Origin of the sequence: Micromonospora sp. RHAY321 (genome assembly GCF_023896955.1) — a bacterium.
GTDB lineage: Bacteria > Actinomycetota > Actinomycetes > Mycobacteriales > Micromonosporaceae > Micromonospora.
In genome coordinates this window covers 413,520-427,590 of the sequence record NZ_JAMHIW010000004.1, presented here as the reverse complement: position 1 = coordinate 427,590, position 14,071 = coordinate 413,520, and the positions used below count along the sequence as shown (strand labels likewise).

The 14,071-nt window shown below is 71.5% G+C and carries 13 protein-coding genes; 10 read left to right on the top strand and 3 right to left on the bottom strand.

What is annotated here, in order from left to right; translation table 11 throughout:
- Positions 1 to 149 precede the first annotated feature (149 nt).
- The 7 genes from rpsB to M8C17_RS13030 all read left to right on the top strand — a co-directional run bounded on the left by rpsB (position 150) and on the right by M8C17_RS13030 (position 7,807).
- Positions 150 to 1,040 carry a 30S ribosomal protein S2 gene (gene rpsB / locus M8C17_RS13060; protein ID WP_252416698.1) on the top strand — a complete coding sequence of 297 codons (891 nt, stop codon included), beginning with the start codon at positions 150 to 152 and terminating at the stop codon, positions 1,038 to 1,040.
- 135 nt (positions 1,041 to 1,175) lie between these two features.
- The gene (tsf, locus tag M8C17_RS13055; RefSeq protein WP_252416697.1) at positions 1,176 to 2,003 is read left to right on the top strand and encodes a translation elongation factor Ts; all 828 of its coding nucleotides are present in this window, start codon (positions 1,176 to 1,178) and stop codon (positions 2,001 to 2,003) included.
- A gap of 161 nt (positions 2,004 to 2,164) precedes the next feature.
- A complete protein-coding gene (gene pyrH / locus M8C17_RS13050) occupies positions 2,165 to 2,932 on the top strand; it encodes a UMP kinase (protein ID WP_252416696.1) in 768 nt (255 codons plus the stop codon).
- Between the two features lie 88 nt (positions 2,933 to 3,020).
- Positions 3,021 to 3,578 (top strand): ribosome recycling factor, encoded by a 558-nt coding sequence (gene frr / locus M8C17_RS13045; RefSeq protein ID WP_252416695.1) that lies wholly within the window; start codon positions 3,021 to 3,023, stop codon positions 3,576 to 3,578.
- Between the two features lie 368 nt (positions 3,579 to 3,946).
- A complete protein-coding gene (locus M8C17_RS13040) occupies positions 3,947 to 5,350 on the top strand; it encodes a phosphatidate cytidylyltransferase (RefSeq protein WP_252416694.1) in 1,404 nt (467 codons plus the stop codon).
- Between the two features lie 104 nt (positions 5,351 to 5,454).
- Entirely contained in the window at positions 5,455 to 6,615 is a 1,161-nt protein-coding gene (gene rlmN, locus M8C17_RS13035; RefSeq protein ID WP_252416693.1) for a 23S rRNA (adenine(2503)-C(2))-methyltransferase RlmN, read from the top strand.
- Between the two features lie 31 nt (positions 6,616 to 6,646).
- Entirely contained in the window at positions 6,647 to 7,807 is a 1,161-nt protein-coding gene (locus tag M8C17_RS13030; protein ID WP_252416692.1) for a DivIVA domain-containing protein, read from the top strand.
- A gap of 85 nt (positions 7,808 to 7,892) precedes the next feature.
- Here M8C17_RS13030 and M8C17_RS13025 read toward each other — a convergent pair whose 3' ends face one another.
- Positions 7,893 to 8,114, bottom strand: a complete 222-nt coding sequence (locus M8C17_RS13025) for a DUF2631 domain-containing protein (protein ID WP_252416691.1) — start codon at positions 8,112 to 8,114, stop codon at positions 7,893 to 7,895.
- 198 nt (positions 8,115 to 8,312) lie between these two features.
- On the opposite strand from M8C17_RS13025, the gene M8C17_RS13020 reads away from it, so the two are divergent.
- Positions 8,313 to 9,893, top strand: coding sequence for a Rieske 2Fe-2S domain-containing protein (locus tag M8C17_RS13020; RefSeq protein ID WP_252416690.1), 1,581 nt, complete (start codon positions 8,313 to 8,315; stop codon positions 9,891 to 9,893).
- Positions 9,894 to 9,902: 9 nt separating this feature from the next.
- Positions 9,903 to 10,601, top strand: a complete 699-nt coding sequence (locus tag M8C17_RS13015) for a TMEM175 family protein (protein WP_252416689.1) — start codon at positions 9,903 to 9,905, stop codon at positions 10,599 to 10,601.
- On the opposite strand, the gene M8C17_RS13010 is transcribed toward M8C17_RS13015, so the two are convergent.
- Together M8C17_RS13010 and M8C17_RS13005 are read right to left on the bottom strand one after the other, a co-directional pair.
- Complete coding sequence (locus tag M8C17_RS13010) at positions 10,590 to 12,185, bottom strand: NAD(P)/FAD-dependent oxidoreductase (protein WP_252416688.1); 1,596 nt, start codon at positions 12,183 to 12,185, stop codon at positions 10,590 to 10,592. The two genes, M8C17_RS13015 and M8C17_RS13010, sit on opposite strands and share 12 nt — an antisense overlap.
- A 111-nt stretch (positions 12,186 to 12,296) precedes the next feature.
- Positions 12,297 to 13,136, bottom strand: a complete 840-nt coding sequence (locus M8C17_RS13005; RefSeq protein WP_252416687.1) for a YhjD/YihY/BrkB family envelope integrity protein — start codon at positions 13,134 to 13,136, stop codon at positions 12,297 to 12,299.
- Between the two features lie 51 nt (positions 13,137 to 13,187).
- Here M8C17_RS13005 and M8C17_RS13000 point away from each other — a divergent pair, with 51 nt between their 5' ends.
- A complete protein-coding gene (locus M8C17_RS13000; protein ID WP_252416686.1) occupies positions 13,188 to 13,739 on the top strand; it encodes a GNAT family N-acetyltransferase in 552 nt (183 codons plus the stop codon).
- Positions 13,740 to 14,071: the final 332 nt, after the last annotated feature.

The following is a 14,071-nucleotide window of genomic DNA, read 5'->3' as shown; positions in this document are numbered from 1 at the left end:
ACCTCGCGCGCCCTCTTCACGAATCGTCGTGAAGCGACGGCCTCCCTGGTCCCGATCTTGGTCGGGAACACCATGGCCGGCGACCAGGCGCCAGGACGCCCGGCCACCGGCCGGGCGTGACAACCAGGGATCTTGAGGAGTACCCCACCATGGCCGTCGTGACCATGCGTCAGCTGCTGGAGAGCGGTGTCCACTTCGGGCACCAGACCCGGCGCTGGAACCCGAAGATGAAGCGCTTCATCATGACCGAGCGCAACGGCATCTACATCATCGACCTGCGCCAGACCCTCGACTACATCGAGAAGGCGTACGAGTTCGTCCGTGGCACCGTCGCCGAGGGCGGCAGCATCCTGTTCGTCGGCACCAAGAAGCAGGCCCAGGAGGCTATCGCCGAGCAGGCGACCCGGGTCGGCCAGCCGTACGTCAACCACCGCTGGCTCGGTGGCATGCTGACCAACTTCCAGACGGTGTACAAGCGGCTCCAGCGGATGAAGGAGCTGGAGGGTCTGGGTGACCTCAGCGGCACCGCCGCCGGGTACACCAAGAAGGAGACGCTGCAGCTCTCCCGCGAGAAGATCAAGCTCACCCGCACGCTGGGTGGTCTGCGGGACATGCAGAAGCTGCCGGCCGCGGTCTGGATCGTCGACACCAAGAAGGAGCACATCGCCGTCGACGAGGCCCGCAAGCTGGGCATCCCGGTGATCGCGGTGCTGGACACCAACTGTGACCCGGACGAGGTCGACTTCCCGATCCCGGGCAACGACGACGCGATCCGCTCGGCCGAGCTGCTGACCAAGGTCGTCGCCGCCGCCGTCGCGGACGGTCTGATCGCGCGTTCCGGCCGTCGCCGGGGCACCGACGAGAAGCCCGAGCCGGGCGTCGCGAGCGACGAGCCGCTGACCGAGTGGGAGCGCGAGCTGCTCGAGCCGAAGAAGGCCGACGAGTCGGCCGTCCCGGCCGAGCAGGCCGCCCCCGCCGCCGTCGAGCAGCAGCCGGCGCAGGCCACCACCGAGCAGCCGGCGGCCGCCACCGCGGAGTGACCGCACCGTCGCTGCCCCGCCGTCCGTTTTTGCGTACGGCGGGGCAGCGGCGGTACGCCGGGCACGATCGGCCCGGATCCGGGTAACCGGCACCTCTGACCATCCACACGCCGTCTCAACACCGAAGAGAGAGCCATGTCCCAATTCACCGCCGCGGACGTCAAGAAGCTCCGCGACCTCACCGGCGCCGGCATGATGGACAGCAAGAAGGCGCTGACCGAGGCCGAGGGCGACTTCGAGAAGGCCACCGAGATCCTGCGCGTCAAGGGCGCCAAGGACGTCGGTAAGCGGGCCGGCCGGACGGCCGCCAACGGCCTCGTCGCCCACTCGGGCCAGGCGCTGCTGGAGCTCAACTGCGAGACCGACTTCGTGGCCAAGACCGAGTCGTTCATCGCCCTGGCCCAGCAGTTGGTCGAGCACGGCGAGCGCTCCGGCGTGACCAACGCCGAGGAGCTGCTGGCCAGCGAGCTGAACGGCAAGCCGGTCGCCGACCTGATCCAGGAGCAGTCCGCCAAGATCGGCGAGAAGCTGGTGCTCAACCGCTTCGCGAAGCTGGACGGCACCACCGCCGTCTACCTGCACCGCAAGGCCCAGGACCTGCCCCCGGCGGTCGGCGTGCTGGTGCAGTACGCGGGCAAGTCGGACGAGGCCGGTGACGCCGACGCTCGTGGCGTCGCCATGCAGATCGCCGCGATGCGGCCGAAGTACCTCACCCGTGACGAGGTGCCGGCCGAGGTCGTGGAGTCCGAGCGGCGCATCGCCGAGCAGACCGCCCGCGAGGAGAACAAGCCCGAGGCGGCGCTGCCGAAGATCGTCGACGGCCGGGTCAACGCCTTCTTCAAGGACTACGTCCTGATCGAGCAGGCGTCGGTCACCGACAACAAGAAGTCGGTGAAGCAGGTGCTGGCCGAGGCCGGCATCGAGGTCACCCGCTTCGTGCGGTTCGAGGTCGGCCAGGCCTGAGCCGCCACCGGGCGCCGCACGCGCCCGTGGGCAGGAAACGTCGACGAGGAGGCCGCCGGTGTACGTGACAGGCACCGCGGCCTCCTTGTCACATAGGGTCGGCAGCGGCAGGTTCGCGGTACGCGGCGCGCGGGGCGTACGCGTGGGGAAGGGCGGGGCGGATGACGCAGGTTGTGAGTGACCGGACGCTGGCGGTGGACGATCCGACGGCGCCGCCGCCCGGTCGGGCCCGCCGGGTGGTGCTGAAGCTCTCCGGTGAGGTGTTCGGTGGCGGCGCGATCGGCGTCGACCCGGACGTCGTCCAGGCCATCGCCCGCCAGATCGCCACCGTGGTCCGTCGCGGCGTGCAGGTCTCCGTGGTGGTCGGTGGGGGCAACTTCTTCCGCGGCGCGGAGCTGCAGAAGCGTGGGATGGACCGGGCCCGCGCCGACTACATGGGCATGCTCGGCACCGTGATGAACTGCCTCGCCCTGCAGGACTTCCTGGAGAAGGAAGGCATCGAGACCCGGGTGCAGAGCGCCATCACCATGGCCCAGGTCGCCGAGCCGTACATTCCGCTGCGGGCGATCCGGCACCTGGAGAAGGGCCGCGTGGTCATCTTCGGCGCCGGCGCGGGCATGCCGTACTTCTCCACCGACACCGTTGCCGCTCAGCGGGCGTTGGAGATCCGGGCTGACGTGGTGCTGATGAGCAAGAACGGGGTGGACGGCGTGTACACCGCCGACCCCCGGCTCGACCCGACCGCCAGCAAGTTCGACTCGATCACCTTCTCCGAGGTGCTGCGCCGCAACCTGCGGGTTGCCGACGCGGCGGCGTTCAGCCTCTGCATGGAGAACGGCCTGCCGATGCTGGTCTTCGGCGCGCAGGGTGACGACACCATCATCCGCGCGGTGGGTGGCGACAAGATCGGCACCCTGATCACCGCCTGAGCCCCGCCCCGCCCGCGGCGACGGCAGCGGCGGTCCCGGCGACTTTCAGCAGAGCCCACGACGAGCACAGAAGGAGGCGAGGAGACCGGTGATCGACGACACCCTCCTCGAGGCCGAGGAGAAGATGGAGCGTGCGGTCGAGCACGCCAAGGAGGAGTTCGGCGCCATCCGTACCGGTCGCGCCAACGCCGCCATGTTCTCCAAGGTCATCATCGACTACTACGGCACGCCCACGCCGCTGACCCAGATGGCGTCCATCGCCGTCCCCGAGCCGCGGATGGCCCTCATCAAGCCGTACGACAACTCGCAGATCAACGCGATGGAGAAGGCGATCCGCGACTCGGACCTCGGGGTGAACCCCAACAACGAGGGCAACCAGCTGCGCATCCTGCTCCCGCAGATGACCGAGGAGCGCCGCCGCGACATGATCAAGGTCGCCCGGCACAAGGGTGAGGAGGCCAAGGTGGCGATCCGCAACGTCCGCCGCCGTGGCAAGGAGGAGCTGGACCGGATCGTCAAGGACGGCGAGGCCGGCGAGGACGACGGCCGCCGCGCCGAGAAGGAGCTGGACGACCTGACCCAGCGTTACGTGGCGAGCATCGACGACCTGGTCAAGCACAAGGAGACCGAGCTGCTGGAGGTCTGACCACCGGCCCGGGTGTCCGCCCGGCACGCAGTCGACGTGAGGCCCGACCCCGCTTTCGGGGACGGGCCTCGTGCCGTTTGTCAGTGCGGGACCCGGACGGTCCGGGTGGTCTCGGGTCAGGGTCGTTCCGAGGTACGCGTGGGCGCCGTCGTCCCGCTCGCCGCCCGGGTGGGAGGCCGGGGCCGATCGTCCACCTCGCCCCGGCGGCGGGTGCAGTAGGCTCGGCAGGATTCCCGGCCACCGGGCGGTGAACACCGGGGATCGACCGACCGTAGGGGCGGTCGACCGGAGGAACAAAAGTCACGCGTGTAGGGGATGCTTGTGGTCTTGCGTCATGTGGTGGTACTCGTGCCGCGTCGCGGTGCGTGATGTCCCACCCCGACCCCTACGGTGGCGAGCCTCGCGGCTGGGACCGGCCGGAGCGCCCGACGGCCCTGCCCTGGCCAGAGCCGGAACTCGAACCGGGCCAGTGGAGCCGCCGTCCGGCCGCCGGCGCTGAGCTGTACGCCGAGCCGCGTACCCGCCCGCCCGCCGACCCGTACCCCGCGGATCCCTACGACGACCGTGGGCGGCCGGCCCGCCCGGACGACCGGGACCGGTACCAGGACGACCGCAACCAGCCCGACCGGTACGACGAGCGGGGCCGGGGCGGCCGGTACGACGCCCGCCCGCCCGCCGGCGGCGACGGCCCGTCCCGCTTCGACGGCCCACCCGGTCATGCCGGTCCGGAGCGCTACGACGAGCCCGGCCGGTACGACGGTCACCCGATGCGCCACCACGACCCGGTCCGCTACGACGACGATGCCGGCTATCCGACCGCGCAGCTCGCGCCGATCGGCGCCGACGTCGGCCCGGACGAGGACCTGATGTCCGAGCCGGAGCCTCCGGCCGGCCGACGGTCGAAGGGCCGACGCCGGGCGAGCGCCGACCGACCGGCCACCCAGCAGGTGGGCTCCGGGCGCGCCGGCCGTAACCTGCCGGCGGCGATCGGGGTGGGTCTGGGGCTCGGCGCGCTGATCGTGGTGCCGCTGGTCTTCTACCCGCTGGCGTTCCTCGTCGTGATCGCCGCGGCGATCGGCGTCGGCATCTGGGAGATGGCCCGGGCGGTCCGGCGCAGCGGCGCCCACCCACCGCTGGTGCCGCTGGTCGCCGGCGGCGTGCTGACCGTGGGTCTGGCCTGGTTCGCCGGCCCGGACGCGCTCAGCCTGGGGCTGCTGGTCACCGTCCTGGGCACGATGATCTGGCGGTTGGGCGACGGCCCGGGCGGCTTCCAGCGGGATCTCACCGCCGCCACCCTGATCGCCGTCTACGTGCCGTTCCTCGGCGGGTTCGCGGCGCTGCTGGCGGCGGCCCCCGACGACGGCCGGCTGCGCATCCTGGCCACACTCATCGCGGTGGTCCTCTCCGACACCGGCGGGTACGCCGCGGGCGTCTCGTTCGGTCGGCACCCGATGGCGCCGTCGGTGAGCCCGAAGAAGTCGTGGGAGGGCTTCGCCGGCTCGGTCACCGCGGCGGCGCTGGGCAGTGCCCTGCTGCTGTGGCTGATGTTCGACCTGGCGCCGTGGTGGGGTGCGGTGTTCGGGGTGGCCGTGTCCTGCGCGGCGGTCCTCGGCGACCTCGCCGAGTCGATGATCAAGCGCGACCTCGGCATCAAGGACATGAGCAACCTGCTGCCGGGCCACGGTGGCCTGATGGACCGGCTGGACTCGATCCTGTTCGCGGTGCCGACCGCGTACCTGTTGCTGGCGATCTTCGTGCCGATGGTGAAGTGAGGCATGGATCACGCCGGCACGGTGAACCCGATCCCGCGGTCGGGGCCGGTTCGACACCTCCGGACAGGTACGTGTCGCCGAGAGCGTGACACACTGGACCAGCCATGACGAGCCTGCCGTTGATCCCCGTTACCTCGGACGCCCCCGCCGCACGCCGGGCCTCCATGCCACCTCAGCACCTCGCCGACCTGGACCTGGCCGGCCGCCAGGCGCTGGTCGCCGGGCTGGGCGAGCCGGCCTTCCGCGCCAAGCAGGTCTCCAACCACTACTTCGGGCGGCTGGTCCGCGACCCGCAGGCGATGACCGACCTGCCCGCGGCGACCCGGGAGCGGCTGGCCGACCAACTGCTGCCGAAGCTGCTCACTCCGGTGCGCGAGCTGGCCTGTGACGACGGCGCCACCCGCAAGGCGCTCTGGCGGCTGCACGACGGCTCGCTGGTGGAGAGCGTGCTGATGGGCTACCCGGACCGGGTCACCGTCTGCATCTCCAGCCAGGCCGGGTGCGGCATGGCGTGTCCGTTCTGCGCCACCGGCCAGGCCGGGCTGACCCGCAACCTGTCCACCGCCGAGATCGTCGACCAGGCCGTGTACCTGGCCGGGGTGGCGGCCTCCGGTGCGGTCGCCGGCTCCCCGCCGCGGCTGTCGCACGTCGTCTTCATGGGCATGGGCGAGCCACTGGCCAACTACTCCCGGGTGATCGGCGCGATCCGTCGCCTGGTCAGCCCGGCTCCCGAGGGGCTCGGCCTGTCCCAGCGGCACATCACCGTTTCCACGGTCGGCCTGGTTCCTGCCATCCGCCGACTGGCCAGCGAAGACCTCTCAGTGACCCTTGCGCTGTCGTTGCACGCCCCCGATGATGATCTGCGCGACGAACTCGTGCCGGTAAACCAGCGCTGGAAGGTTTCCGAGGTGCTGGACGCAGCGTGGGACTACGCCGCCCGGACGGGCCGTCGCGTGTCGATCGAGTACGCGATGATCAAGGACGTGAACGACCAGCCGTGGCGGGCCGACCTGCTCGGGCGGCTGCTGGCCGGCAAGTTGGCGCACGTGAACCTCATTCCACTCAATCCGACGCCGGGCAGTCGCTGGGACGCGAGCCCGAAGCCGGTAGAGCGGGAGTTCGTCCGGCGGTTGCGCGACGCCGGGGTGTCCACCACCGTACGGGACACCCGGGGTCGCGAGATCGACGGCGCGTGTGGCCAGCTCGCCGCCGCCGAGGACGACAACGACACCAACACCGACCGCGCCGGAGAGGCACCGGCGTGACCGGGCGTGGCGAACGAGACCAGGAGACATAGTGGCGAGTCAGGGTCAGCGTTTCCGGCGCAAGGCGCTCCGCCGGGGATACAAGGTCGACGAGGTGGATGCCTTCCTCGACCGGGTCGAGGCGACGCTCGACGGCCGACAGGTCGGCGCGCCGGTGGCCTCCCAGGAGGTCCACGACGTCGTCTTCCGGGTCCGGTTCAACGGCTACGACGAGTGGCAGGTCGACCTGCACCTGGACCGGGTCGAGCGGCAGCTGGCCGAGCTGGAGGAGCGCAACGCCGCCGGGCGCGGTGGCGACCCCCGCATGGGTGACCGGATGGGCCCGCCGGACCGGCTGGGTCCGCCGATGCGCGACGAGCGCGGCATGGTTCCGCAGCCCATGCCGCCCCGGCCGATGCCGGCGCAGGCCGGCCCGCCCGCCGACCGCTACGGCCGCTACGACGAGCCGACCGGCGCCTTCGCCGGTGGGTACGACGCCCCCCGCGGCGGTTACGACGCGCCGCGCGGCCCGGGTGGTCCCGGCCCGATGGGTCCGGGCGGCCCGATGGGTGGGCACGGTGCCCCGCCGCGCGGCCTGCCCGCCGGCCCGGGTGGCTACGGCCAGGACGACCAGCGGATGCCCGGTGGTTACGGTCCCCCCGACGATCAGCGCATGCCCGGTGGCTACGGCCCCCCGGACGACCAGCGCTCGCCCGGCGGCTACCCGCCGGAGGAGCCGCGCTTCGACGGCTTCGAGGCCGGTCGGCACGGCCGCGCCGACATGACCGCCGAGATCCGGATGCCCGAGCGGGACCTGCGCGACATGCGCCGTGGCCCGGCCGGCCCGCCCCCGATGCCGCAGCAGGGCATCGGCGGCCCGCCGATGGCCGGTCCGCCCGCCGTCGCCGGCCCGCCGGTCGGGGGTCCGCCGATGGGTGGCCCGCCGATGGCCGGCCCGCCCGGCAGCGACCTGTACCGGGTCGACCAGATCCGGCGCAGCTTCCAGGTGCGCCGGTTCGGCAGCGGGTACGACCCGGACCAGGTCGACCGCTTCTTCGACACGCTGCTCGGCGGCATGCAGGGCCGCAACCCGATGCCGGTCAACCCGAAGGACCTGGACACGCTCCGGTTCGGCCTGGTGCCCGGCGGCTACTTCGAGGCCGAGGTCGACGCCGCGCTCAAGGACGTGCAGGACATCCTCTTCGGGCGCTGAGCCCGACGCGTACGGACGAGGGCCCGTCCCCGGGTGGGGGCGGGCCCTCGGCGTACGTCGGCCGGTCGTCCGGCGGCCGGTCGGGTCAGGAGCGCAGACCGTTGCGCCGCAGCACGGCGTCGCCGATCACGATGATCAGCAGCAGCGCGGCCAGGCCGACCAGCCAGATGTCCTCGACCCTGCCCTCGTGGTTGCCGCAGATCATCGCCAGCAGCGCCAGCGCCGTGAGCACCGCGCCGATCCGCCCGGACTTGCGGTGCCCGGGCTTGTGCTGGTCTGGCGACGTTACCGGCTCGCTTCCTGCCACTGTCGGTCCTTCCCTCGCGATCGGATCTCCGGTTAGTCTGGCACGCCTCCTGCCCGGGTCGGCGCGGTGGGGGTTTCCCCGACCCGGGGTCCCGCCCGGTGGGGCCGGACGGCACTACCGGCGTCGCGGGGCGGCGGTCAGACTCCCTCCGGTAGCGTTTGGCGTACACCTGATTGTCTGTTTGAGGGGGACTGTGCGGTGCGAGTGACCGGAACCGGGCACGCCAGCATGCGGATCGACACGGCCGCGGGCAGTATCCTGTGCGACCCGTGGGTCAATCCTGCCTACTTCGCCTCGTGGTTTCCGTTTCCGGACAATTCGCTGCTCGACTGGGAGAGCCTGGGCCAGGTCGACTACCTGTACGTCTCCCACCTGCACCGGGACCACTTCGACGCCAAGCACCTGCGGGACTTTGTCTCCAAGGACGCCACGGTCCTGCTCCCCGAGTTCCCCACCTCCGAGATGGAGGACGAGTTCCGGGCGCTGGGCTTCACGAAGTTCCTGAAGGCGCCGAACGAGCAGGTCGTGGAGCTGCCCGGCGGCCTCAAGATCATGATCCAGGCGCTGACCAGCCCCACGGACGGCCCGATCGGCGACTCGTCGCTCTGGGTGGAGTACGACGGGGTGCGGCTGCTCAACCAGAACGACGCCCGACCCACCGACCTGAGCGTCTTCGCCGAGCTGGGGCACGTGCACGCCCACCTGCTGCAGTTCTCCGGCGCGATCTGGTACCCGATGGTCTACGAGCTCCCGCAGGCGGCGAAGACCGCGTTCGGCAAGCAGAAGCGCGACCGGCAGTTCGACCGGACCTGGCGCTACATCGACGACCTGAAGGCGTCGCACGTCTTCCCGATCGCCGGCCCGCCGTGCTTCCTCGACGACGCGCTGTGGCAGTTCAACGACATCCACGGCGACGAGGGCAACATCTTCCCCGACCAGTCGGTCTTCCTGGCCGAGTACGCGAAGGTCGGCGGCACCAACGGGATCGTGCTGCTGCCGGGCAGCGTCGCGGAGGTCACCACCGACGGCGCGACCACGACCCACCCGATGCCGGTCGAGGAGTTCTTCGCGAACAAGGTCGCCCACCTGGAGGAGATGCGGGAGCGCAAGCGCCCGATCATCGAGGCCGAGAAGGCGTCCTGGCGGCATCCCGAGGTGGACGTGCTCGGGCAGATGAAGAGCCGGATCGAGCCGCTGCTCGACGAGTCGATCTACCTGGCCAAGGGTGTCGGCGGCCCGGTCCGCTTCGACCTGGTGGGCTACGACGGGGAGAGCGTCGAGTCGATCGTGGTGGACTTCCCGGGCAAGGAGGTCCGGCCGTACGCCGACGAGAAGGTGCGCTACCGGTTCCGCACGGAGCGGTCGCTGATCGAGCATCTGCTCTTCATCGACGAGGTGGACTGGGTCAACTCGCTCTTCCTCTCCTGCCGGTTCTCGGCGGCCCGGATCGGCCAGTACAACGAGTTCGTCTACGCGTTCTTCAAGTGCCTCTCCGAGGAGCGGCTCCAGTACGCCGAGGGCTGGTACGACGAGCACGAGCGGAGCACCGACGCCGAGGACATCACCCTGGGTGACTGGGTGGTGCAGCGGCGCTGCCCGCACCTGAAGGCCGACCTGACCCGGTTCGGCATCGTCGAGGGCGACCAGCTCACCTGCCAGCTGCACGGCTGGCGCTTCGACCTGGCCAGCGGCCGCTGCCTCACCAGCGTCGGCCACAAGGTCCGCGCCCACCGGGTCGACGCCGAGGCTCCCGCCCCGGCCGGCGAAGCCGTCATCTGACGAGCGGACGTGGCGGGGGCCGGCGCTCAGGAGGACGGGTACCGGTACGGGCGCGGCCGGGAGAAGGCCCGCGACGCCGCCCGGGTGGAAACGTTCAGCGACGGGGTCTTCGGCGTCGTGCTGACGGTGATGGCCGTCGAACTGCTCCAGACCGGGCCGGCCCGGGAGAGCGGGCGGGAGCTTCCGGACGCCCTCGCCCACGCCTGGCCGTCCTACCTGGCGTACGTGATCACCTTCGCGATCGCCGGGCAGGTCTGGATCGCCCACCACAACCTGTGGCGGTACATCGTGCGGGTCGACCAGCTGCTGCTGGTCTTCAACCTGTTCGTGCTGCTCTTCATCGCCACGATCCCGTTCACCGCCGACCTGCTGTCGGACAACCTGCGCGGTAGTGCGACCGAGCAGCGGCTGACGGCCGCCCTCTACGTCGGCACCGTGCTCGGTGAGGCGCTCTTCGTCAACCTGAGCTGGTGGTGGGCCCGCCGACGCGGGCTGCTCCACCCCGACCTGGATCCCCGGCTCGCCCGCGCGGTCGCACGGCGGATCCTGCTGAAGCCCCTGCTCTACCTGCTCGCCTTCGCCGTCGTCTTCGTCGACCCCATCCTCAGCCTCTGCGCGTACCTCCTGCTGGTCGCCTTCTACCTGATCGGAGGCCCCGGCGACCTTCGGCCGTCGGCCCGCCCGTCCGGGGGCGGGTCAGCGGCCTAGGTCGGCGAGGATGCGGCGGGCGGCGTTGTGGCCGGCCGCGCCGATCACGCTGCCGGCCGGGTGGCAGCCGGCGCTGCCGGCGTACACGCCGTCGACCCCGGTGGCGTAGGGCATCCGGTCGGTGAACGACACGGTGTTGTCCACGTGGTGGATGTGCCCTCCGGTGATGCCGAAGTGGGCCTCGATGCCCGGCGGGGGCAGGGGCACCGCGTCGGCGATCAGGTCGCCGGTGCCGGGGGCGTACCGCTCGACGATCGCGATCAGCCGGTCGACGTAGCCGGGCAGCGCCGCGTCCCACGTGGTGCCGGCCAGGTCGTAGGGGACCGACTGCACGAAGAGCGCAGACGAGTGGTGCCCGGCGGCGTCGGAGAGCGACGGGTCGACGGTGGTGTGCAGGTACCACTCGATGGTCGGTTCGGCCGGTAGCCGGCCGGCCTGCACGTCCGCCCACATGGCGCGCAGCGCGGTCATGGGCGAGGTGGCCTCCCCGCCGACCAGCGACGCGGAGCCGGGCAGCAGGTGGATGGTCGAGCCGAACGGGCTGGGCGCGTCGGCCGGCAGGCAGGAGAACCGGGGCAGCCCGGTCAACGCCAGGTTGAGCTTCAGCGTCGTGCCGGGGCGGCGGACCGCCGCCATCCGCTCGCCGAGCGGCGCCGGGAGCGCGCCGTCGGGCAGCAGGTCCATCAGCCGGTACGGGTCACACGCGCCGAGGACCACCCGGGCGGCGACCTGCCGGCCGTCGGCGAGCACGACACCGCTCGCCGCGCCGCCGTCCAGGGTCACCGCGGTCACCGGCGTACCGGCCAGGATGGTCGCGCCGGCGGCGCGGGCGGCGTCGGCGAACGTGCGCGACACGGTGCCCATCCCGCCCTCGGCGATCATCCAGGTGCCGCCGGAGCCGGGCAGCCGGCACATGTTGTGGACCAGGAAGTTGTGGCCGGTGCCGGGGTCGTCCGGGCCGGCGTTGAGCCCGGAGAGCCCGTCGGTGACCGCGTACATGCTGACCAGCAGCTCGGAGCGGAACTCGAAACGGGCCAGGTAGTCGGCGACCGAGCCCTGGACCAGGTCGACGAAGACCTGTCGCAGCGCAGGGCGGACGTGCCGCTCGGCGGTCTCCTCAGGGGTCAGCGGCTCGGCCAGCCAGGCCGGCGCGAGGTCCTCGCGCAGGGCGGCCAGCTCGGCCTGCATGGCGTCGTCGGCGGCCACGTCGGCGGGGGAGAAGAACTCGGCGAGCTGGGCGCGGGTGGCGGCGGTGTCGCTGCCGAAGAGCAGGTACGGCGAGCCGAGGCCGCCGGGCGTGGGCAGGAAGTAGTGCGGGTCGCGGCGCAGCACCGGGATCCGCACGTCGAGCGTGGCGAGCAACTCCGGTGGCATCAGCCCGAGCAGGTACGAGCCGGTGGAGTGCCGCAGCTCGGGCACCTTCGGGAACGGGTTCTCGGTGCGGGTCGCGCCGCCGATCACGTCGGCGGCCTCCAGCACCAGGACGTCGAGGCCGGCGCGGGCCAGCAGGATGGCGGAGACCAGGCCGTTGTGCCCGGCACCGACGATCACGACGTCGGCGCGAGCGGGAAGTTCGCTGCTCATGCCGCCGCAGCCTAGCCCTCATCCCCACCCCAGGTCAGCCCCTCGGCCCCACCGCCGTTGATCGAGAGGTTCGGGTCAGCGGAACGGCGCTTGGTGACGGAAACCTCTTGATCAACTCGGCTGGGAGGTGCGTTGGGCGCGCCAGCGGGAGAGGACCAGGGTGGCGGAGTAACCCGAGAGGACGATGACGTGGAACAGGTAGAGCCAGAGGAGTACGGCCACGCCGGCGCCGATCTCGTCGAAGCCGCCGAACGGAACGCCCAGGTCCAGTGGGAGCGAGGCGAAGAGCACGAAGCCGTGCAGGAAGCCGGAGAGGTTCGCCGCGGTGAACGACCCGAGCCCGAGGGTGGACAGCCAGTCCGGTGAGGCCGGCCCGACCACCCGGAACACCCACACCAGCACCGGCGTGAGCACCAGCCAGACCGCCAGGAAGGACAGCACCACGCCCAGCGCACCGACCCAGCCGCCCTGCCGGACGAGGCCGGTGGTGAGCGGCAGCGCCAGCAGGATCGACAGCAGCAGCGCGGGGGCCGGCGCGAGCAGCGGCAGCAGGAGCAGCCGGCCCCGCCAGCCGACCAGGTGCTCGTCGGACCGGGGTGCGGCCACCGAGACGAACGCCCGTCGCAGGCCCTCGCCGTACAGCGACGCGGGCAGCAGCGAGGCCAGCGCCAGCAGCGGGGTCAACTCCACCCCGGCGTCGACCAGGGCGGCCACCGCCCGGGGCGTGCCGATGGCGGTGGGGAGCGCTTCGACGGCGTACGAGGTGAGCCGGCGTACCCGGTCGGCCCCGGCGATCAGCGAGGTGAGCCAGATCGCCAGCAGGGCCACCGGCACCACCGCGATTGCTCCGTAGAAGGTGATGGCGGCGGCGTGCAGCGACAGGTCCCGGCCACGGACAGGGCGGAACGCGGCATTGATGATCCGCTTCGTCCGCTGCCAGCCGCTGTCCATCGCGATCCTTTTCCCCGTCGTCGCGTCCGCCACTCATTAAGATCGCCCGCCATGACCGTCCTCACCACCGAACGCCTGATCCTGCGCGACTGGACCGCCGACCCGGCCGACCTGGCCCGGATCTACGACATCTACTCCCGTTCGGAGATCGCCCGGTGGCTGGGTGTGGCATCCGGGCTGCCGTTGACCGACCCGGCGCAGGCCCTCGACCGGCTGCGTTACTGGCAGGACCGCCACGCCGCCGACCACGGCCGGTACGGCACCTGGGCGATCGAGGTGCGGGACACCGGCGCGGTGGTGGGCACGTTGCTGCTCAAGCCGCTGCCGGGGCGGGACGAGGCGCTGCGTACCGAGGACATCGAGGTCGGCTGGCACCTGCACCCGGACGCGTGGGGTCACGGCTACGCGACCGAGGCGGCTCGTGCGGCCGTGGCACGGGAGTTCGCCGCCGGCACGTCGGAGATCTACGCGGTGGTCGCGCCGGGAAACGAGCCGTCGATGGCGGTCTGCCGGCGACTGGGCATGACCCACGTGGGTCGGCGCACCGACTGGTACGGCGGCGAGGACCTGGAGACGTTCGTCCTGTCCGCCCCGAGCGGCTGAACGGCCACGCCCGCCGCGACGAAGGAGGGGCCCCTCATCAACGCCAGGCGTTGGTGAGGGGCCCTTTCGTTGCGCCGTCGAAACGCATGCGTGGCTGTCAATAGTGACGATGGTCGAACTGTTGACGCCCTCGTAGCACCTCAGTAACATTTGGTCAACGTCATGCAAGATCTCGACAAAGGCGTGTTTGATTCGTTGCATGGCCCCGCAAATTCTCGCGGACCCCCTTCTACGGCGGCGCTTCCCCCAGCCCGCCACCACCACCTCGCCTCTTCGGCACCTCAGCCACCAGCCACGCGCGTTCATCGCGTCGGCTGGCGATGCGCCGACTC